Here is a 19,324-nt window from a genome sequence, read left to right on the forward strand (position 1 = left end):
ATAGTTTCTCCCCATCTCAGAACTAATTGCATCGGTAATCAAAATAGTTAAAGCAAAGCTAAATAAAATAGAACAAAAACCAAGATACCGCGTTTCACCGCCGTCTCCTGAGATTTTAATTTAAATAAGCACCAAAACTATACCAAATTTCTCAATTATCAGATAGTTTGTTTAGTTTGTTGTCTTGGATAGTTTGTTGTCTTGGAAGCTGACTGGTCTCATTCTCTTTCTTAAACGTTGTTATAATCAGCCTATGCTATTTCGTCAACTATTTGACACAACCTCTCGCACTTATACCTACTTAATTGCGAGTGGGACAGGCCGCGAAGCACTGCTGATCGATCCTGTACTAGAACAAGTCCCTTTGTACATCCGACTTTTTGAAGAATTAAAATTAAAATTAGTACTCACATTAGAAACGCATACTCATACCGACCACATAACAGCAGCCGGATCGCTCCAAGATAAATTTCATAGTCAAATTGCGATGGGTGAAACGACCCAAGCTGAAAAAGAAGGCGAAAAGATTGCTATCAGCGAAATAAAATTAGAGGCTCTCCTTACACTCCCGGACATACAAATGATTTGTATAGTTATCATTATAAATGATGGAGTATTTATGATGAAGTATTTACCGGTGATACCTTATTCATTCGTGGGATAGGACGTGCGGATTTTCAAAAAGCTCACGTTCACCCTTATCAACAATATGAGAGTCTCTTTTTTAAGCTGCTTAAGTTATCTGAGGAAATTGTTTTATCCCGCACGCGATTTTATCCGCAGAAATAAAAATACTATAATCCTCGATTGCAAGTAAGCAGTCTAGAAGAATATGCTAATATTATGAATCAACTTATTTAGCGAAATCAGCAAAAATGGATTTTGCTGTACCGGCTAATTTGCGTTGTAGGAAAGATTCATGCAAAAAAATTTCATAAAACCCCTTGTCGTTTTGTCGTTGCAACAGCCATTATCACTATCATCGTCTCAGCCTTGGCATTTGGCCTAACTGAAAAATCTACGCCGCCGAAGTCTGCGAATATTGACACCACCAATCAACTTCAGATTGTCGCCTTCGAAGATCTTAAACTTCGAAGATCTTAAATATTTTAATTGTGCTTGGTTTAGTAATGAACTCCTCCCCATCATTAAGAAAAAATACATCGACAAAGGGATTGCTAAATACAGTTTAATTACTCTCGCCTTTCTTCTCGGTTCTATTCTGGCAGGGAACGTCGCTTTATATCTCTATGAACAAAATGAAAATTATTTTTTCCCATTTTATTCTATCTTTATCAACATCAGCTGAATGAGGCTCAAGACTGGGCTACAATTCCTCGATTGCTCCAATTTGCTTCGAATTCCGTATACTGCAAGCTAAGATGCAAAAGCTCAGCAATTGTATTTTTATCAGAAAACATACTAAGCTTTTACAGCAGAATTTAACCCTCGCAGGCAAAATCATAAACCCAATAGCCATTCCCTCGCTATACATCAATGGAAAGGTTGTAGAACCTTTAACAGCAAAACGTGCTAACTGCATTAATAGAAGCAGCCGCTGCACAAAATAGAACTTGATAATGAAAATCTATAGTGTATATTTCGCTTGGTTAGTGAGTGGCACTTATTGCCACTGCAGTTTCTCTCTATTTTAGTATTTCCCAGGCTTTTCCTGTCTGTAATTTTTGCTGGTATCAACGTATTTGCATTTATCCCTTAGTCCCTATCCTTAGCATCACTGCTTATTTTTTTGATCGAGTCGAATTAAGTTGGCGGTAATTAATTTCATCAAATCGATTGCCAAAAAAGATTTGTTATTTAAAGAAAAATATTTTATTTCCCCTAAACGATTAATCACAATGACGGTATTTTCATCACGTTCGAATGCCTTTTCCGAATTAAGTACAATCATATCCAAATTTTTCTGTTGTAATTTTATTTTTGCATTTTCCAAGTGATTTTCGGTTTCCAAGGCAAAACCCACTATGAAAGGTTTGTTAGATAATCCGCCTGCTACTGATACAATGTCGGGATTTCTAACTAAATTAAGAGTTAAATTAATTTTAGATTTTTTTATCTTTGTAGTTGATTCTGTTTCGGAACGATAATCGCTTACGGCTGCCGCACCGATAAATATATCATAATTTGAAATTCCCTGCATCACCGTTTTAAACATTTCTTGCGCAGTAACGACGTCAATACGATTAATTGTTTTAGAAAGGGATAAGTTAGTTGGCCCACTGATTAAAGTAACTTCGGCACCCATCTCAGCAGCCGCCTCTGCTAAAGCATAACCCATTTTTCCAGAACTTCGATTGGTGAGGTAACGCACAGGATCGATGGCTTCGTACGTGGGACCTGCTGTTATGAGCACACGCTTGCCCATCAGAATTTTTTCAACAGGAGGCTCCTCCAAACAACCGATTAATTCTTCAGGCTCCAACAATCGCCCCGGACCATAATCTCCGCACGCTTGAGAACCAATTCCTGGTCCAAATATTTCAATTCCATATTTTTGCAACCGTTTAATGTTCGCTTGAGTTATTTTATTGAGCCACATTTGTTGATTCATGGAAGGAGCCACAGCGATAGGCGCCTTTGTCGCTAAACAGAGGGTTGTTAGTAAATCATCCGAGTGACCATAGGCCAAACGTGCAATGAAATCTGTGCTGGCGGGCGCTACAAGGATTTGGTCACACCAACGAGCGAGAGTAATATGCTCCATCCCGGAGGCGCTTTCTGAAGAAAATAACTCACTGGCCACTGGGTACCCTGACACTGCCTGAAAAGCCAATGGCCCAATGAAAGCTTTGGCTGCCGACGTCATTACGACTCGAACTAACGCCCCACGCTTCCTCAATTGACGGACTAATTCAATGCTTTTATAAGCAGCAACAGCGCCTGTGATACCAAGAAGGATTTTTTGATTGCTTAACATAGATGGAAAATAGCATAACCTTACTCACTGAGCTTTATCAAGAAGCATCCCAGCGCTAAGTTCTACCTCGTGGGCTAACCTAATTTCAACCGTCCGCACGTAAATTCTAGTTTTTCGTGGTCCAAATTTTCTTCCAAACATCGTTTCCCAAACAGTGAATTAAGAGGTAGCTGAGATGAGGTAGGTTCAGGAGTAGGTACAGATGAAAGTTGTAAAACCTATTCTTCTTTGTGCTCGGATTCTGATTCTAATTCTAATTCGGCTCCTGTTTCGGATGCTGATTCTAGTTCTAATTCAACCTGATAAGAAAGCAAACCTCTTCTATTTCAAAATTCGGATCCCCGTCTCGGTGAAGCCAAATTAGACACACCTTAGCAGTAGTACTTCCTCTGAAATTTCAATTTCCAATAGATTTTCAATTTCCTCTTTTCCCATCCTTCTATTCTTTTCCCATCCTTCTATTAGGAACCGCCATTAAAGTTTCCCTATTTCCTTAAACGAATCGTCTAGAAAAATAATTAAATCTTCCAGATTTCTACAGCGATTATTATTCCAGTTTCTTCTTTTAATTTGTTTAGAACTGCTTTGATAGATAAAGGAATATCAATATTATCTTCGTTATTATCTTTAAGGCGAGCAGTTATAATCGAAAATTGAACATTAGAGTGGTGTGGCGTTTCTTATATCTTTAATTTTATCTATAACGGCTTTATTTAAAGTAGTGATACCGGTTTGAATGGTGGATTATAGGATCTAAAACTGTATAATCAACATCGAGGTAAACCCGAGTCTTAATCTGAATTTCAGGCTGCACGTTCTCAGCGATTTTGAATCGATCCTCTTCCGGATAAATCAAAAAATTGAAGCTTAGTTTCTTGATAACAGGGTAAAACTTCTTAACCCAATTCTTTAAAAAAATCGGATAGATAATCGGATAGATAAGACACGCTTGATAAGGCAAATATTTTATTGTATTTTTTAAGCTTGCTTGAAAAATAAGGTTTATCATCTCTTCTTGTATAGAGAATTGTTCCCTCCAATTTAGGAAAGACTTTTAGTTGCTCAAGACTTAATATGATTCCAATTTCGCTAAAATCTAATTTTTTTATAACAGATTTGATCTTCGCCCACTTCAGGATCCAAAAAGGTTTCTGCCATAATCACCACTTCTATTTTTTCTATGTCGAGGTCGGCGATAATTTTTTGATATCAAAGTTATGTTGAGCATTGGAACTGGTAGTTGGTGCTGGGCCAAAAGAATGAACAAATTCTCTAGGAGGGCCTATCTATCAACAAATCTTTTTTTATTACTTTCTCTTATAGCGCGTAAGCTTCGCTCTCAATCGAGAGAGGGAATTATAAAACACCTACATTAAAGAAATATTAAAACTTCACAAAAAAATGCTTTCATAAAAAGTGCCTATTCTCGTCGTCTCACGGCTGTCCGAGGGACCAGTGGATGGATAAAAAACGAACTTTACTCGCTATTTTACCGATCGGCGTCGTTCGTGTTCTTTTAATAATTTTTTACGAAGACGGATAGATTGCGGCGTAACTTCTACTAATTCGCCGTCCGCAATAAATTGCAAAGCCTGTTCTAAGCTGAATTTAACAGGCGGCGTTAAAATAATATTTTCATCACTGCCCGCAGCTCGAACATTAGTAAGCTGTTTTTTACGGCAGACATTTACAATCAAATCATTATCCCTTGAGTGTTGCCCGACAATCATACCTTCGTAAACCAATTGCTGTGGTCCAATAAACAAATCTCCTCGTGCTTGCAAATTCCAGAGGGCATATGCCGTGGTAACACCTTGGCTATTAGAAATTAGTACTCCACGATTGCGTGTTTGCAAAGATTCCTCGATCAATCGCCCATAATGGTCGAACACGTGATACATAACGCCCGAACCAGATGTTAAAGTCGAAAATTGAGAATGAAATCCAATTAAACCTCGCGTTGGAATCATGTAATCCAAGCGCACTCTCCCTTTCTCATCCGGGATCATATTTTTCAAATCCCCCTTACGTTTTGCTAAATTTTGGATGATGTCTCCTTGATGTTCTTCTTCGATATCCAATACTAAATTTTCAAACGGTTCATAATACCCTACTTCATCAATAAATTTTTTAATCACTTCAGGACGTGAAACCGCAAACTCATAACCTTCGCGGCGCATATTTTCAATCAATATCGATAAGTGAAGCTCACCTCTTCCGGAGACAATAAACTTATCTGTATCAGAGCCTGGCGTAACTCGCAAAGCCACATTAGCAATTAACTCCCTCTCTAACCGTTCTTTAATGTGGCGATTCGTTAAAAATTTTCCTTCGCGACCTGCGAAAGGTGAATTATTAATTTGAAAAGTCATGCTAATCGTTGATTCGTCGACAGTAAGGGCTGGCAAAGCTTCCGGGTATTGTGGATCGCAAAGCGTGTCCGAAATTCGTAAATTTTCAATGCCTGTAACCGCCACAATATCGCCGGCGGTGGCCGTGTCAATATCGACTCTCTGTAGCCCTAAGAATCGCAACAGCTGTAAAATTTGACCCGAACGCTTCTTACCTTCGCGATCAATAATAATCACTGGTGTATTTCGACGTACGGTACCGCGTTGAATCCGCCCAATCCCAATAGCCCCCACATAACTTGAATAATCCAACGAGAAAATTTGCATTTGAAAAGAACCATTTAAATCAACTTTAGGCGGTTCTACCTTGGACAGAATCGTTTCAAAAAGTGGTTTCATATCAAGTGGCTTCATATCCGAAGAAGTTAGCGAAGGATCCAATGTAGCATAACCTTTTAAAGCTGATGCATAAACGAGTGGAAAATCCAATTGAGCATCTGTTGCATCCAGGCTTACAAATAAATCGAAAACTTGTTCCACTACCCAATCGGGGCGTGCTCCGGGGCGATCTATTTTATTAATCACTACAATCGGTTTTAAATCCCGCGAGAAAGCCTTACGAGTTACAAACCGCGTTTGGGGCATAGGGCCTTCAACCGCATCTACCAGTAATAAAACAGAATCTACCATCGATAAAATACGCTCTACTTCACCACCAAAATCCGCGTGACCCGGCGTATCGACTATATTTACACGATAATTTTTCCACTGAATAGCGGTGTTTTTCGCAAGAATGGTGATACCACGTTCTCGCTCCAGTTCATTAGAATCCATCATCCGCTCAATGGACGCCGTTCGACCGCTTAGGCTCCCCGATTGCTGGAGCAACTGGTCAATCAATGTAGTTTTTCCATGGTCGACGTGGGCAATAATGGCAATATTTCGGATGTTTTCTATCATAACAAAAAGGCAATTGAATTAGAGAAAAGAATTCTTTTCGAAAGGATAATAAATAAATAATAAATAATTGGTCTTTTTAGCATAAAATGAAGTTCACTACTAATGAAATGTGCCGTCAGCAAAAAAGTTTTCGTTAATTAATACCTCTGCTATTTGAATGGCATTAAGTGCAGCGCCTTTTCGGATATTATCGACCACTATCCAGAAATTTACTCCATTGGGATGGGAAATATCTTTTCGAATACGTCCGACAAAAACCGCATCAGCACTAGCAGCATGGCTAATTGCAGTCGGATAGGAATTATTTTCATCTACTATAATAACCCCTGGTGCTTGGGCTAAGCATTCTTTCACCTCTTCAAGGCTGATAGGATGGCGCGTTTCGATATGTACAGCTTCAGAATGGCCAAAGAAAACAGGAACACGAACGGCTGTCGGGTTGACCCACAAATTAACATCGCCCATTATTTTTTGGGTCTCCAAGACCATTTTCATTTCTTCCTTTGTATAACCATTTTCATAAAAAATATCGATGTGTGGAAGGGCGTTGAATGCAATTTGTGCAGGAAAAACACTGGATTTTTTGATAGGCTCACCATTTAACAAATGGGTCGTTTGTTCTGCTAACTCTCGAATAGCTTGTCGACCCGCTCCTGAAACAGATTGATAGGTGGCAACATTGACCCGGGTAATTCCTACCGCATCATAGATAGGCTTTAAAGCCACCACTAATTGAACAGTAGAGCAATTCGGGTTAGCAATGATATTGCGATTACGATAGTTTTCTAAAGCGGAAGGATTCACTTCTGGCACTACCAAGGGGATATCATCCTCATGTCGAAAATGGGAGGTGTTATCGATCACAATACATCCTGTTTCTGCGGCCCGAGGCGCATATTCAGCTGAACGTTCGGATCCGGCTGAAAAAAGGCAAATTGGACCGTGGAAAAATCGAATTTTGCTAGATTATGAACTTTTTTTGCTTCCCACCAAAAAGTACGTTCTTCCCTTCTGAATTCTCACTCGCAATTGGGTATATTTCTCCCACAGGAAATTGTCGTTCGTAGAGAAGTTGGAGGATTGTTTCCCCAACCACCCCTGTTGCTCCTACCACAGCAATATTATAAAAAACAGTCATTTTTTACTTCCTCAACGCTTCATAAATTTTGGGCCTTATGTCGCAAATAGTGGTCCATTAAAACTAACGCCAACATAGCTTCAACAATGGGGGTAGCACGAAGTCCCACGCAAGGATCATGACGACCCGTAGTAATCACTTCGGCTTCTTTTCCTTTCACATCAAAAGTTTTTCCGGGGATCCGGATGCTTGATGCCGGTTTGAAAGCAAGGCTTACTATGATATCCTGACCCGATGAAATGCCTGCTAATGTTCCTCCGGCGTGATTAGATAAAAATCCTCTTTTTCGCATTTCATCGCGATGAGTTGACCCTTTCTGTTCAATTACCGCAAATCCGTCTCCGATTTCTACTCCCTTTACTGCGTTAATCCCCATCATGGAGGAGGCGATCTCGGCATCTAACTTATCAAATACAGGCTCTCCTAATCCTATAGGAACTCCTTTAGCTACCACGTTAACCCGAGCTCCAATTGAGTCCCCTTGGCGTCGCAATTCCATGATGAACCGTTCAAGTTCGGGAATTTTATCTTCATCAGGAAAGAAAAAAGGATTATTTTTTACCAGAGAGAGATCAATTTTTTCTGCCCGAATAGGCCCTACGGCAGCAGTATATCCTTGAATGTGGATTTGCAATCTTTCTCGCAAATACTTTTTAGCGATAGCGCCAGCAGCAACTCGCATCACTGTTTCTCGAGCTGAAGCCCTTCCCCCACCACGATAATCCCTAAATCCGTATTTCTTAAAATAGGTATAATCTCCATGCCCCGGGCGAAACAACGACTTTATCTGTGAATAATCCTGAGGACGCTGATCTGTATTTTCAATTAGTAATGCAATCGGCGTGCCTATGGTTTTTCCTTCTAAAACGCCTGATAGTATTTTGACTTGGTCAGTTTCTCGTCGCTGTGATGTGAAGCGTGACTGACCAGTTTTACGTCGATTAATGTCCGGTTGGATATCTCCTTCGCTTAAGGTAAGGCCAGGAGGGCACCCGTCCACAATGGCCACTAACGCCAAACCATGGCTTTCACCAGCAGTAGTGACGGTAAATAGTTTTCCAAAGGTATTCCCAGACATCGCATTTTAATAGCATTAATACTATAAACTGTCTATATTAAGGGAAAACTGCGTTTATTTCCCACATTCCTGCTATTAGAATGCTCTTAGAATGGCCAGAAAGCTGTGGGGTCTCTAAGCGCTCAACTATTCCAGCTAAAATAAAGAATTATAGCTATAGCAAAAAAATCAGTAGACTCAGAAGAAATTGCTCCAGCCTCGAGTTGGCAAACGATCTTGATTCAAATGATTGGCTTGATGATGAGAAGAAAATCGCTTTTAATGCAGGAACGTACTCTCAATTAGTTAAGCTAGCTTGCGAAGATTATGAAAAATTAGTGAATCCAAAAATCATTTCTTTATAATTAAGTTATTATCTTATCGACTAAACTTTGAAATTGAGGACCGGAAGGAATTTCGTGACCAAGCAACCAATCGTAAAGCAAAGGATCTGGTTCATCGAGGAGACGGTTAAATATTTTTTTTCCTCGGCCGTCAAAATTTGAAATTGATTTTCATAGAATCGCTCCAAAAGGATATCCAATTCCAGCATTCCACGACGGCATTTCCATTTAATTTTTCTCGCTTCCAAAAGTTCGCCCATTTTATTTTTCTCTAAATTGAACGCGTTGAGTTATTTTGCACAATAATTCGTAGCTAATAGTACCAGCCTGTTCAGCTATTTGTTCGACAGGCAATCCATTCCCCCACAAAATTACCTCATCACCAATTTTAACCGCTGACTCGCGGTGTAAATCAATGGCGATCATGTCCATAGATACTCGACCAATTAACGGACATATTTTTCCATGCAATAATGTTGGTGTTCCACAGGGAGCATGGCGTGGGTATCCGTCACCATAGCCAATACCAACAATACCAATAGATGTATTTTTGGAGGAACGCCATATACACCCATAACCCACAACTTCTCCTGGACGACAATTTTTAATTGCTATTATCCTCGCAGATAAAGTCATTACTGGTTTTAAATTTCGTTTCACGCCGATCTCCCAAGAAAAAGGCGACACGCCATACAACATAATGCCAGGGCGGATCCAATCTAAAAAAGCAGTGGAATAGCTTAATACGCCTGCTGAATTTACAACACTTTTAGGGACGTCTCTATCTTTAACAATTTCTCTAAATTGATTAATTTGCCATTCGGTAAACGACCGATCTTTATTATCAGCGTCAGCTAAATGGGTCATTAAGCCAATTGGTTTTTGTACCGACGGACAAGCAGACAAACGGTCATAAGCAGAAGCTACCTTTTGTAGGGAAAAACCTAATCGATGCATTCCCGTATCGATCTTCAACCAAACTTGTAAAGGGGAAGAAATTTTATTTTTTTCTAAAAGATTCAATTGATGAGAGTGGTAAATTACTGCTACTAAATTATAGTGAATAAATTCTTTTAACTCTTTTTCATCAATAAAGCCGCGCATAACCACAATTGGCGTTGCGATCCCGTTTTCCCGTAAAATTAACGCCTCATCAATACACGCCACACCAAATGCATTTGCCAGGGGAAGTGTTTTAGCAAGCCGCACCAATCCGTGGCCATAACCATTGCTTTTAATCATAGCTAAAACAAAAGATTGGGGAGCAATTTCTTTTATCCGAGAAAAATTATGTTTGAGCGCTTGTAAATCGATAGTAGCAACTGCTCGATTCACGCTCGCGCTCCAAAAGGTGATCGCTGTGGCATACTTTCATGAGAAAAATTGTCAAAGCGAGTATATTGCCCCCGAAACGTGAGTATCACCTTCCCAATTGGGCCATTTCGGTGCTTTGCAATAATAATCTCTGCTTTTCCCTTATCGGGAGAGTCTTCATGATAAACCTCATCACGATAAATAAAAGCAATGAGATCAGCGTCTTGTTCAATTGCACCTGATTCACGTAAATCAGACATCACTGGACGTTTATCGGTGCGAGCTTCTAAACTACGGTTAAGCTGAGATAAAGCGATAATAGGAATATTTAATTCTTTTGCTAGCGCTTTTAAAGAGCGGGAAATTGCAGATATTTCTATGCTGCGGTTTTCACGATTGTTGGGAACATGCATCAATTGAAGATAATCCACAGCAATTAAACCGAGGAGCCCCCCCATGCTCACGGGCTAAACGTCTTGCCCGTGAGCGAATCTCCCCGGGACTTAAAGCAGGGGTATCATCGATAAATAATTTGGTTTCTGAGAGCATTTCAATGGCATGGGTAATTCGAGGCCAATCATCGTCTTTGAGTTGGCCCGTGCGCACTTTATGCTGATCAATACTTCCTAGAGACGAAATCATCCGCATAACCAGTGCTTCAGCGGGCATCTCCATACTGAAAACCAGAACCGGAACATTTCCCTTTATGGCCGCATGTTCAGCAATATTCATCGCTAATATGGTTTTTCCCATAGAGGGGCGGCCTGCGATCACAACTAAATCGGCGGGTTGTAAGCCCGAAGTTAATCGATCTAAATCGGTAAAACCTGATGAAAGGCCTGTGAGCGCTCTATCGGAATGATAGAGCATATCAATTCGATCCGTGGCTTTGGCCAACAAGGTGCTGATTGGCACAGGTCCAGCTCCCCGAGAGCGACTTTCAGCAATATTAAAAACCCTTTGTTCAGCCTTATCGAGTAATTCTTTAATGTCACGGCCATCAGGGTTAAAACCATCCTGCACAATATCCGTTCCAGCTTCAATTAATTGCCGTAAAATGGCCCGTTCTCGGACGATATCTGCATAAGCGACAATATTTGCAGCGCTAGGTGTATTTTTAGCTAATTCATAAAGATAAGCTTCTCCAGGCGCATTTAATCGATCCTTCGCTTTTAGCGCTTCTGATATAGTTAATACATCCAAAGGATTATGTTGATCGATCAAGTGTGTCATCGTTTCAAAAATTGCCTGATGATCGGATCGATAAAAATCTTTGGCACTTATTCGGTCAGTAATGCGATCCCACGCGCGATTGTCCAACATTAAGGCACCGAGTACAGATTGTTCCGCCTCTTGAGAGTGAGGTGGAATTTTAGGAAGTAAATCTTTAGGTTTCTGACGTGGGGGCATGGACGCTAGTGTAGCATTCTCACTCTCTTTCCTGCAAAAGTTACTGGTCCACTAGGAAATACAATTGGATTGGGATTGAAAGCATAAGTTCATCAATTTTGTAGTTCAAAATCCGATCCCTGCGCAACCCCCGTATAAGCAAATTAGGTTGTGATATTTTAGCCTTATACATTGTAACCATTGGCGCTACTACCGTAGTCTCAAGATCACCCAAGACTTCCCGTATATTGCGAGGCCCGATCCCAAGAAAATCCTATACGCCACCAATTAAATAAGGTGATAATAAGCCTCATAACCCTAATTGAGATAGGGCACAAAATGGTAACACTACTTAAAATAAAAAGAGATGATGCTCCTTTTAATTATTCAGAAAGTACTTCAATTTTTACCGTAATAGCAACGTCGGTATGAAGATGAACCGGAATTTCATATTCACCAATTTGTCGAATAGGACCTTCAGGTAAGGTTACTTCGCGTTTTTCGACAACGACACCCTCACTGGAAATTATTTCAGCAATTTCACGGGATCCCACCGACCCAAAGAGCTTACCCTCATCACTTGTCTTTGCTGAGATATGAAAGGTTTTTCCTTCCAATTTTTTCGCCCGTACCTTTGCTTTCTCTAATTGTTCTTCTGCTAACTTCTCTAATTTTGCACGCTGTTTTGCAAATTCTGCAATATGTTTTGCTGTGGCAGGAACAGCCTTTCCATACGGCAACAAAAAATTACGAGCATAACCAGGCTTTACGAGTATTTGATCCCCAATGTTGCCCAAATTGGCCACTTTTTCCTGCAAAATAACTCTCATATTCATAATTTAAATCCTCATTTTTTAATTCTGTAGTAAAGCATAATGCTTTCGAAAATTATAAAAACTATCGATAAGTCCCACGATGGCTAAAGCAATCACTGTAAAGAATGTTAATAACAATAAGGCGATGTAAACTATTATTATTAGTAAGGCCATTTCTCTTCGATTCATTACCAATCGATGAAAGATACTTAAGCCCCCGATCATAAATGGAAATAATAACACAGGATAGATATCCACCAGCCAACTTGGCTCCCACATTAAACCAATACTGGCAATGATTAACAAGCCTGCACCCGCTTGACTGATACGAATTCTAGCAAATTCAAACTGTAATCGTCCAGGAGAAAAGAGAGCCATTTGCCAGCAACGGGCTAAAATCAGCAAAACAATCATCCCAAATAAAACAAAAAAAGCAAAGCCTCCCGTGGCAATAGCAGAAAGATGCTGGGCAAATTCTGCAGAGCAATCGGCGCTTAAATGGAAAGTTAAAGCCCAACCATTAGCCTGCAAATAATTGTGAATTAATCCTATCCATATTTGCCGAATATTCGGAAAAATAAGGTGCACCACGAAAACTGCCAATATACCAATTATAGCAGCCGCTTCTAAAACCCATTGCCAAGAAGCGGTGCGGCATAGGATTAAAGCGAATATAAACACTAAACCACATTGGATAAGTAGTAAATCAAACTGATAAAAAAAGCCAAAATGACGGGTTACTACTAATGCAATTGCGGGTAAAAGAACAAAAGCTAAAACGGCCAACCCTGCCTTATAGCCTTTTTGGAGAGTAACTAATCCTAAAATTAGAGTGACAACGAACCCTATAGGTAGAAGAAAAGCTAATAATGAAGAAGCCAGCGCAGCCATAGCTGCGTGAATGTTATCGGCTAATAAATATTTCCCCAAGTTCTTCATTAACTTGCCCAAATTATTGCCCTCACCTGCCTGCTAATCACAAGAGAGGAGAGGCTCAATTTCTCTTATCGATGCGTATCGCAATATGGCAACAAAGCCAAATAACGAGCCAGCTTAATAGCACGAGATAATTGGCGCTGATATTTAGCGCTTGTTCCGGTAATCCGACTCGGAACCATCCGACCGGATTCCATAATGTAATCTTTTAATGTGTCAATATCTTTGTAATCGATTTCTTGAATGTTTTTTGCTTTAAAAGCACAGAATTTTTTGCGACGAAATGACATATATTTCCTCTTAAGCTTCTTCGGGTATTTTAGCAGTCTCTTCAACGACAATTTTTGGTTTCTCTTTTCGAGACTTCCCTTTTTCAGCGCTTTGCATAATGGATGAAGGCTCAGTAATAGCGTGATTGCGCTTTAAAACTAAATTGCGAATTACCGCATCATTGTAACGAAAAGCATTTTCCAGCTCATTTAGAACAGCTTTATCGCACTCAATATTCATTAAAATATAATGAGCTTTATGTACTTTGTTGATAGAATAAGCTAATTGTTGACGTCCCCAGTCTTCTAAGCGATGGACTTTGCCCTGGCCTTCTTTAATCATTGCCTGATAGCGCTCAACCATCGCCGGCACCTGTGTGCTTTGGTCGGGATGGACTAGAATCACGATTTCATAATGTCGCATTAGCGATTTTCTCTCGGTTTAACAGCCCCCTTCCGAGGTTTGAATCGGTGGAGCAAGGAGTAAAAATGCCGTATTTTAACCAATTCCACATAAGATATCAAATTAAATCCAAGGCGCCCGGGATTCCACTTAAAGCTCTTGGCTTTGTAGGTTTTTGAGCCTAGAGTAAAGGAACCAATCTTTTAGAAATTCATGCTATGATTAGGAATCATCATGAGGCCAGAAAACTATGCTACTCACTGAAGATGCTGGTATTGGTAATTATCACATTCGAGCTTACGATGCCGAATCAGTCACAATTAACAAAACCCTCTATAAGTCAAGCGTAATTATTTCCCCCTATAAGCTTATTCCTGACTGGGAACCAAGATCTTTAGAGGACTTAAAACCAGAACATTTTCAAACTGTGTTATCTTTAAATCCCGAAGTGGTTATTCTTGGGACCGGAAAAAAATTTATTTTTCTGCCTAAAGAAAAGGTCATGCCGCTTCTCCAAAAACGAATTGGGATTGAATCCATGGATACAGGCAGCGCTTGTCGAACCTATGCAGCGCTAATGTCCGAAGGGCGGAAGATAGTGGCAGCATTAATCATAAATAATAATTCTAATTCATGAAAAAATTAGTTATTGTAGGAGCTCAAATTAATTTGCTGGTTGGGGATATTGAAGGCAATACCCAACTCATCATCGATACAGCCAATCGTGCTTATCGCGAGAGTAAAGCAGATGTTGTATTATTTCCAGAATTAGCCATTACAAGCTATCCACCCGAAGATTTGCTTTTTCGACCTGCACTTTATCAACGTGTGCATCAAGCACTTCAACGGATTGCTGAAGAAGTTAAACACACTACCATCGTCGTAGGATATCCAGATTTTCAAGACAGTCATTATTATAACAAGGCGGCAGTAATTGCTGAGGGTAAAATAATGGCGACCTACGCAAAACACGCCCTGCCTAATTATCGAGTTTTCGACGAAAAACGTTATTTTTTCTCCGGAAATCAACCTTGTATCATCGAAATTAAGGGAGTAAAAATTGGGCTATTAATTTGTGAAGATTTATGGTTGGAAAGCCCTTTAGAATGTGCTATCAAGGCCGGAGCACAATTAATCGCTTGCATTAACGCTTCCCCTTTCGCTCAAGATAAATCCCATCACCGACGAGATTTGTTAACGAAACGTACCCAGAAATATCGTATCCCTATTATTTACTTAAATTTAATTGGAGGACAAGATGAACTCGTTTTCGATGGCGGTTCAATGGTATTTAATCAAAATGGAGAGCGCGTTCAGCAAGGCACTTATTTCAAAGAAGAGTTGATGACTATTGAATTTGACCTCGAAAACCCATTAGAAGTTTGTACCAAGCATCCTTTGCCGCCCGAACCACTGGATGAAGAGAAAATTTATAACGTTCTCGTATTAGGTGTTCGCGATTATATTAATAAAAACAATTTTCCTAGCGCCATCATTGGTCTTTCCGGAGGAGTGGATTCTGCTTTAACGCTAGCCATTGCTGTTGACGCCATCGGCCCATCACGCGTGAGTGGGGTCCTAATGCCATCCTCTTTTACTTCTTCCATGAGCATTGAGGATGCAAAGATCGAAGCTCAAGCATTAAAAATTTCGACTTCCGTTATTGATATTAATTCCATATTCGAAGCTTTCCTTCGAAACCTTGCACCGGAGTTTGTAGGACTTCCTCGAGATGTTACTGAAGAAAATTTACAAGCACGTATTCGAGGCACATTATTGATGGCTCTTTCCAATAAAAAAAGAGCTATTGTATTAACCACCGGAAATAAAAGTGAAATGGCTGTCGGCTACACTACTTTGTATGGTGATATGGCTGGAGGCTTCGGAGTCTTAAAAGATGTTTATAAAACAATGGCGTATCGATTGTGTAAATACCGCAATACCATTTCGCCTGTCATTCCCGAACACGTTTTAACTCGGGCACCTTCTGCAGAATTAGCCCCCAATCAAAAAGATCAAGACACCTTACCACCTTATCCAGTGCTAGATGAAATTTTGGAATGTTATATTGGAAAAGATGAAGATCCGAACACAATCGCGGCTGCTGGTTTTGACATTAATATTGTTAAGAAAGTAGTCCGAATGATAAATCGTAATGAATATAAGCGGCGACAAGCGCCGATTGGTATCCGCATTACGAAACGCGCTTTTGGAAAAGATCGGCGGTACCCGATCACCTCTGGATTTTCAAAAGATGTTTAGAGCGTATTTTTGATTCGAGGTGTTGAGAAAAATCTCGCGAGAATTTCTCGGGAACCTCTAAAGCAACGGATAAACAAAACAATCGTTCACTGTTAAATTGTTTGCATTTAACTGCATCTTTCTCTGTCATGAGGATTATTTTGTCATCCCCGAATTGAAAATCCTTTTCCTGGTAAAAATAATGATCGGGAAATATGTGTTTTATTACTTTTGCTCCTAATAATTCAAGCTGATGAAAGAAACTGTGTGGATTCCCCAATCCAACAACGGCATGGATAGTTTTCCCTTGTAATTCCTCAAAATTTATTTTTTTTCTGGATTTTTTAATTGATAAATTTTCACAGGACACAATTGCTTTGCAAAAAGAAAATCTACAGTATTTAGCCGTGATTTAGGTTCGCGCAAAGGTCCTGCCGGCAAGCACAATCCATTTCCAAATTGACGATCCGGATCTATAACAGCGATTTCAATATCTCGTGATAGTGAATAATGCTGTAAACCATCATCGCTGATAACAATATTGCAACTGAAATTTTTCAATAAATGTTCTATAGCAGCCGGTCGATTGACACCCACCACCATTGGGCAACCGGTTCTTGCCAGTAAAATAGCTTCATCACCAACTACGCGAGGATCGCTATTGGGCGTAACGACTTGGGGCCGATTTTTGGTTTTCCCACCATAACCACGACTAACAAGTCCTGGTTGAAATCCCTGCTTTTTTAAGTAACTTACCAACCAAATCGCTAAAGGAGTTTTTCCGCTCCCGCCCACAGTGACGTTGCCTATCACAATGATAGGTATCGAAAATTGTCGATTTTTTTAAGCCCAATGGCATAGGCTGACCTTCGGAGAGCGACAGCCAGTCGGTATAACAAAGAAAAAGGAATTAAAAGGCGACTTATCCAAGAGTGTGGTTGATACCAAAACTGCGGCGCTGTTATCATTATGGACCCTCAGCGATAACCCCAATGGGTTTTTCCGAGAATTGCATCCGATACAATTCTCCATAAATTCCCTTTAAAGCCAACAGTTGCTGATGAGTTCCTTTTTCTACAATGCGCCCCCCTCCATCACAATAATCCAATCCACCTTCTCAATGGTAGACAGTCGATGTGCAATTATTAACGTAGTCCGTTGGTGCATTAGGTTTTCCAACGCTGCTTGGATATGTCTTTCTGCGTGGGTATCTAACGCAGACGTTGCTTCATCGAGAATAAGAATCGGAGAATTTTTAAACAAAGCACGAGCGATAGCGATCCGTTGGCGCTGACCTCCAGAAAGAAGAACACCATTTTCTCCTACAACAGTGTTTAAGCCTTCAGGTAATTGATCGATAAATTCCATCGCATGGGCCGCTCGAGCTGCTTCTATAATTTTTCTTTTATCAATACGTCCTACTTCTTGACCATAAACAATGTTATTTAAAATAGTGTCGTTAAATACGATGGTGTTCTGAGATACTAAAGCAAATTGATTGCGCAATTCTTGCAAATGAAATTCTTTAATATTAATGCCATCAATTTTAATGATGCCTGACGAAATTTCATAAAATCGCGGTAATAAATTAATTAGCGTAGACTTCCCTGCGCCCGATCGACCAACTAATGCAACTGTTTGTCCTGCCTCAATAGTCAAATTAATATCTGAAAGGATAGGTTTTTGACTCTTATCATAGGTAAAAGAGACGTGAAAATATCCTATGGTACCCTTTGCTCGTAATAAATGACGGCTTCCCTTGTCCTTTTCGATGTCTTCATCTAACAGTTTGAAGATACTTTCCGCAGCGGCAATACCTTTTTGGATGTAACTATTAACCATAGTGAGTCGGCGCACGGGTCGAAGCATCATGATCATTGCAGAAACCACAGAAACAAAGCTGCCGGCAGTTACATGCAAAGAAGGCTGAGTAGCAAAAAATAAAATGAGAGCAATCGGGATAGCGATGAGTAATTGCACTAATGAAGTACTGACACTATTAGTGACTACGACTTTCAATTCGCGCTGTTGATTTACCTTGGTGGCACTGCGAAATTTTTCATTTTCATAAGTTTGTCCGCCAAAAAGACGAACTACTTTATAAGCTTCTATGGCCTCACTTGCAATATGCGTAACTTCACCCACAGATCGTTGTACGCTGGTACTCAATCGGCGTAACCGTGCGCTGCAAATTTTCATTACCCAGGCAATAATCGGAGTAATTATCAAAAAAAATAACGTTAATTCCCAATTGACTAAAAACATCACCGTCAACAAGCCAATTACTAAGGAGGATTCCTGGAGTGTAATTACTAGAGCATCAGAACTAGCTTGAGCAACTTGCTCTACATTGTAGATCACTATAGATAATAAATAACCCGAACTGTGTTGATCATAAAATTTAGCAGGTAAGCGTAATAAATGACTGAAAATCATACGTCTAAAATCCATTACAATGTTACGAGCCACTCGATTAATAAAATAAGTCGACAAAAACCCCGCCATCCCTCGAAATAGAAAAATTAACACGATGATTAAAGGAAGCCACCGAATAAAACTGGCATCACGGGAGATAAGTCCATGATTAATAATTGGTTTTATTAACCAAGCAAATCCGGCATCCATTAGCGAGACTACTATCGTACCGATAATCCCAAAAATAAAGATCGCCCAATATCGTTTAGTGGCTTGCAAAAGACGTCCATAGGTTTTAACGCCTTCTCGTTTAACTTTTTTCATCAATAGCTTGAAGGGACCCTTGCCAAAAATAACGCCGCTCATAAGCGGCCCAGATCACCATTTTATCGTCTGAGGAAAGCCGGATGCAAATAGCACCATTTGTGGCAGTATTTAAAAATCCTTGGCTCATTTCCTTTTATATCATTCTATCACCGGATAATTCGGAAAAACGATAACGTGTAATAGCCCGTTGGAAAAAGAATATACTTAGGATGGACGGCATCATAACCAAAAGGTTCTTTGGACTCCTTAATATCACAATCATGATAACTGCTCGCTGAGTGGGAAGAGAAAATCTATCTAATAATCCGTACGAAATAGCTCCCACTATAGCTGCACCAACTCCTGTCTGGGCAGCAGGACAACGTAATAACAAAAAATGAAAGCGCCGCCCCAAATAATCCTCGTTAAAAAATAAATAACAGCGGCA

At 40.0% G+C, this 19,324-nt stretch carries 15 protein-coding genes and 6 pseudogenes; 7 read left to right on the plus strand and 14 right to left on the minus strand.

Annotated features, from left to right (window positions below; translation table 11 throughout):
- Positions 1-196 precede the first annotated feature (196 nt).
- From MRH55_RS05445 to MRH55_RS08075, 4 genes and pseudogenes are all read left to right on the plus strand, one after another.
- Positions 197-664 (plus strand): MBL fold metallo-hydrolase, encoded by a 468-nt coding sequence (locus tag MRH55_RS05445; RefSeq protein WP_304985226.1) that lies wholly within the window; start codon positions 197-199, stop codon positions 662-664.
- Positions 665-882: 218 nt separating this feature from the next.
- Positions 883-1,104: a hypothetical protein gene (locus tag MRH55_RS05450; protein ID WP_304985227.1), complete on the plus strand. Its 222-nt coding sequence runs from the start codon at positions 883-885 to the stop codon at positions 1,102-1,104.
- Positions 1,067-1,309, plus strand: a complete 243-nt coding sequence (locus MRH55_RS05455; protein WP_304985228.1) for a thioredoxin domain-containing protein — start codon at positions 1,067-1,069, stop codon at positions 1,307-1,309. Before MRH55_RS05450 ends, MRH55_RS05455 begins: the two co-directional genes overlap by 38 nt.
- 271 nt (positions 1,310-1,580) lie before the next feature.
- A pseudogene (locus tag MRH55_RS08075) lies at positions 1,581-1,758 on the plus strand (disulfide bond formation protein B); the annotation flags it as partial.
- Here the strand turns inward: MRH55_RS08075 and coaBC are convergent.
- From coaBC to aroC, 4 genes and pseudogenes are all read right to left on the minus strand, one after another.
- The gene (gene coaBC / locus MRH55_RS05460; RefSeq protein WP_304985229.1) at positions 1,736-2,938 is read right to left on the minus strand and encodes a bifunctional phosphopantothenoylcysteine decarboxylase/phosphopantothenate--cysteine ligase CoaBC; all 1,203 of its coding nucleotides are present in this window, start codon (positions 2,936-2,938) and stop codon (positions 1,736-1,738) included. The pseudogene MRH55_RS08075 and the gene coaBC sit on opposite strands and share 23 nt — an antisense overlap.
- 1,484 nt (positions 2,939-4,422) lie before the next feature.
- Entirely contained in the window at positions 4,423-6,249 is a 1,827-nt protein-coding gene (gene typA, locus MRH55_RS05465; protein WP_304985230.1) for a translational GTPase TypA, read from the minus strand.
- Positions 6,250-6,348: 99 nt separating this feature from the next.
- Positions 6,349-7,387: pseudogene (locus tag MRH55_RS05470) on the minus strand (aspartate-semialdehyde dehydrogenase).
- Between the two features lie 19 nt (positions 7,388-7,406).
- A complete protein-coding gene (aroC, locus tag MRH55_RS05475) occupies positions 7,407-8,465 on the minus strand; it encodes a chorismate synthase (RefSeq protein ID WP_304985231.1) in 1,059 nt (352 codons plus the stop codon).
- Positions 8,466-8,545: 80 nt separating this feature from the next.
- On the opposite strand from aroC, the gene MRH55_RS05480 reads away from it, so the two are divergent.
- Positions 8,546-8,809 carry a hypothetical protein gene (locus tag MRH55_RS05480; protein ID WP_304985232.1) on the plus strand — a complete coding sequence of 88 codons (264 nt, stop codon included), beginning with the start codon at positions 8,546-8,548 and terminating at the stop codon, positions 8,807-8,809.
- Here MRH55_RS05480 and MRH55_RS05485 read toward each other — a convergent pair.
- The 7 genes and pseudogenes from MRH55_RS05485 to rpsF all read right to left on the minus strand — a co-directional run bounded on the left by MRH55_RS05485 (position 8,810) and on the right by rpsF (position 13,935).
- Positions 8,810-9,048, minus strand: a pseudogene (locus MRH55_RS05485) (FAD assembly factor SdhE).
- Position 9,049: 1 nt separating this feature from the next.
- Positions 9,050-10,123 carry an alanine racemase gene (gene alr, locus MRH55_RS05490; RefSeq protein ID WP_304985233.1) on the minus strand — a complete coding sequence of 358 codons (1,074 nt, stop codon included), beginning with the start codon at positions 10,121-10,123 and terminating at the stop codon, positions 9,050-9,052.
- Positions 10,120-11,512, minus strand: a pseudogene (dnaB, locus tag MRH55_RS05495) (replicative DNA helicase). The gene alr and the pseudogene dnaB overlap by 4 nt, the downstream one beginning before the upstream one ends.
- A gap of 362 nt (positions 11,513-11,874) precedes the next feature.
- On the minus strand, positions 11,875-12,321 hold the full coding sequence (gene rplI / locus MRH55_RS05500) for a 50S ribosomal protein L9 (protein ID WP_304986149.1): 447 nt from the start codon (positions 12,319-12,321) through the stop codon (positions 11,875-11,877).
- A gap of 24 nt (positions 12,322-12,345) precedes the next feature.
- Positions 12,346-13,245: a hypothetical protein gene (locus tag MRH55_RS05505; protein WP_304985234.1), complete on the minus strand. Its 900-nt coding sequence runs from the start codon at positions 13,243-13,245 to the stop codon at positions 12,346-12,348.
- A 65-nt stretch (positions 13,246-13,310) separates the two neighbouring features.
- Positions 13,311-13,532: a 30S ribosomal protein S18 gene (gene rpsR / locus MRH55_RS05510; RefSeq protein ID WP_048875358.1), complete on the minus strand. Its 222-nt coding sequence runs from the start codon at positions 13,530-13,532 to the stop codon at positions 13,311-13,313.
- 10 nt (positions 13,533-13,542) lie between these two features.
- Positions 13,543-13,935 (minus strand): 30S ribosomal protein S6, encoded by a 393-nt coding sequence (gene rpsF / locus MRH55_RS05515; protein WP_304985235.1) that lies wholly within the window; start codon positions 13,933-13,935, stop codon positions 13,543-13,545.
- 229 nt (positions 13,936-14,164) lie between these two features.
- On the opposite strand from rpsF, the gene MRH55_RS05520 reads away from it, so the two are divergent.
- Both MRH55_RS05520 and MRH55_RS05525 read left to right on the plus strand, forming a co-directional pair.
- Positions 14,165-14,551 (plus strand): Mth938-like domain-containing protein, encoded by a 387-nt coding sequence (locus MRH55_RS05520; protein ID WP_304985236.1) that lies wholly within the window; start codon positions 14,165-14,167, stop codon positions 14,549-14,551.
- Positions 14,548-16,176, plus strand: a complete 1,629-nt coding sequence (locus tag MRH55_RS05525; protein ID WP_304985237.1) for an NAD+ synthase — start codon at positions 14,548-14,550, stop codon at positions 16,174-16,176. The genes MRH55_RS05520 and MRH55_RS05525 overlap by 4 nt, the downstream gene beginning before the upstream one ends.
- On the opposite strand, the pseudogene lpxK reads toward MRH55_RS05525, so the two are convergent.
- From lpxK to MRH55_RS05540, 3 genes and pseudogenes are all read right to left on the minus strand, one after another.
- A pseudogene (gene lpxK, locus MRH55_RS05530) lies at positions 16,148-17,123 on the minus strand (tetraacyldisaccharide 4'-kinase). The gene MRH55_RS05525 and the pseudogene lpxK sit on opposite strands and share 29 nt — an antisense overlap.
- Positions 17,123-18,894: pseudogene (msbA, locus tag MRH55_RS05535) on the minus strand (lipid A export permease/ATP-binding protein MsbA). Before msbA ends, lpxK begins: the two co-directional pseudogenes overlap by 1 nt.
- Complete coding sequence (locus MRH55_RS05540; RefSeq protein ID WP_304986204.1) at positions 18,881-19,024, minus strand: hypothetical protein; 144 nt, start codon at positions 19,022-19,024, stop codon at positions 18,881-18,883. The pseudogene msbA and the gene MRH55_RS05540 overlap by 14 nt, the downstream one beginning before the upstream one ends.
- Between the last annotated feature and the right edge of the window lie 300 nt (positions 19,025-19,324).

The organism is Coxiella-like endosymbiont (assembly GCF_030643785.1).
Taxonomy (GTDB): domain Bacteria; phylum Pseudomonadota; class Gammaproteobacteria; order Coxiellales; family Coxiellaceae; genus Coxiella.

Coding starts and splice junctions, on each gene's coding strand:
- coaBC (WP_304985229.1), bottom strand. CDS start 2,938: ATGTTAAGCAATCAAAAAATCCTTCTTGGTATCACAGGCGCTGTTGCT.
- typA (WP_304985230.1), bottom strand. CDS start 6,249: ATGATAGAAAACATCCGAAATATTGCCATTATTGCCCACGTCGACCAT.
- aroC (WP_304985231.1), bottom strand. CDS start 8,465: ATGTCTGGGAATACCTTTGGAAAACTATTTACCGTCACTACTGCTGGT.
- MRH55_RS05480 (WP_304985232.1), top strand. CDS start 8,546: ATGCTCTTAGAATGGCCAGAAAGCTGTGGGGTCTCTAAGCGCTCAACT.
- rplI (WP_304986149.1), bottom strand. CDS start 12,321: ATGAGAGTTATTTTGCAGGAAAAAGTGGCCAATTTGGGCAACATTGGG.
- MRH55_RS05505 (WP_304985234.1), bottom strand. CDS start 13,245: ATGAAGAACTTGGGGAAATATTTATTAGCCGATAACATTCACGCAGCT.
- rpsR (WP_048875358.1), bottom strand. CDS start 13,532: ATGTCATTTCGTCGCAAAAAATTCTGTGCTTTTAAAGCAAAAAACATT.
- rpsF (WP_304985235.1), bottom strand. CDS start 13,935: ATGCGACATTATGAAATCGTGATTCTAGTCCATCCCGACCAAAGCACA.
- MRH55_RS05520 (WP_304985236.1), top strand. CDS start 14,165: ATGCTACTCACTGAAGATGCTGGTATTGGTAATTATCACATTCGAGCT.
- MRH55_RS05525 (WP_304985237.1), top strand. CDS start 14,548: ATGAAAAAATTAGTTATTGTAGGAGCTCAAATTAATTTGCTGGTTGGG.
- MRH55_RS05540 (WP_304986204.1), bottom strand. CDS start 19,024: ATGAGCCAAGGATTTTTAAATACTGCCACAAATGGTGCTATTTGCATC.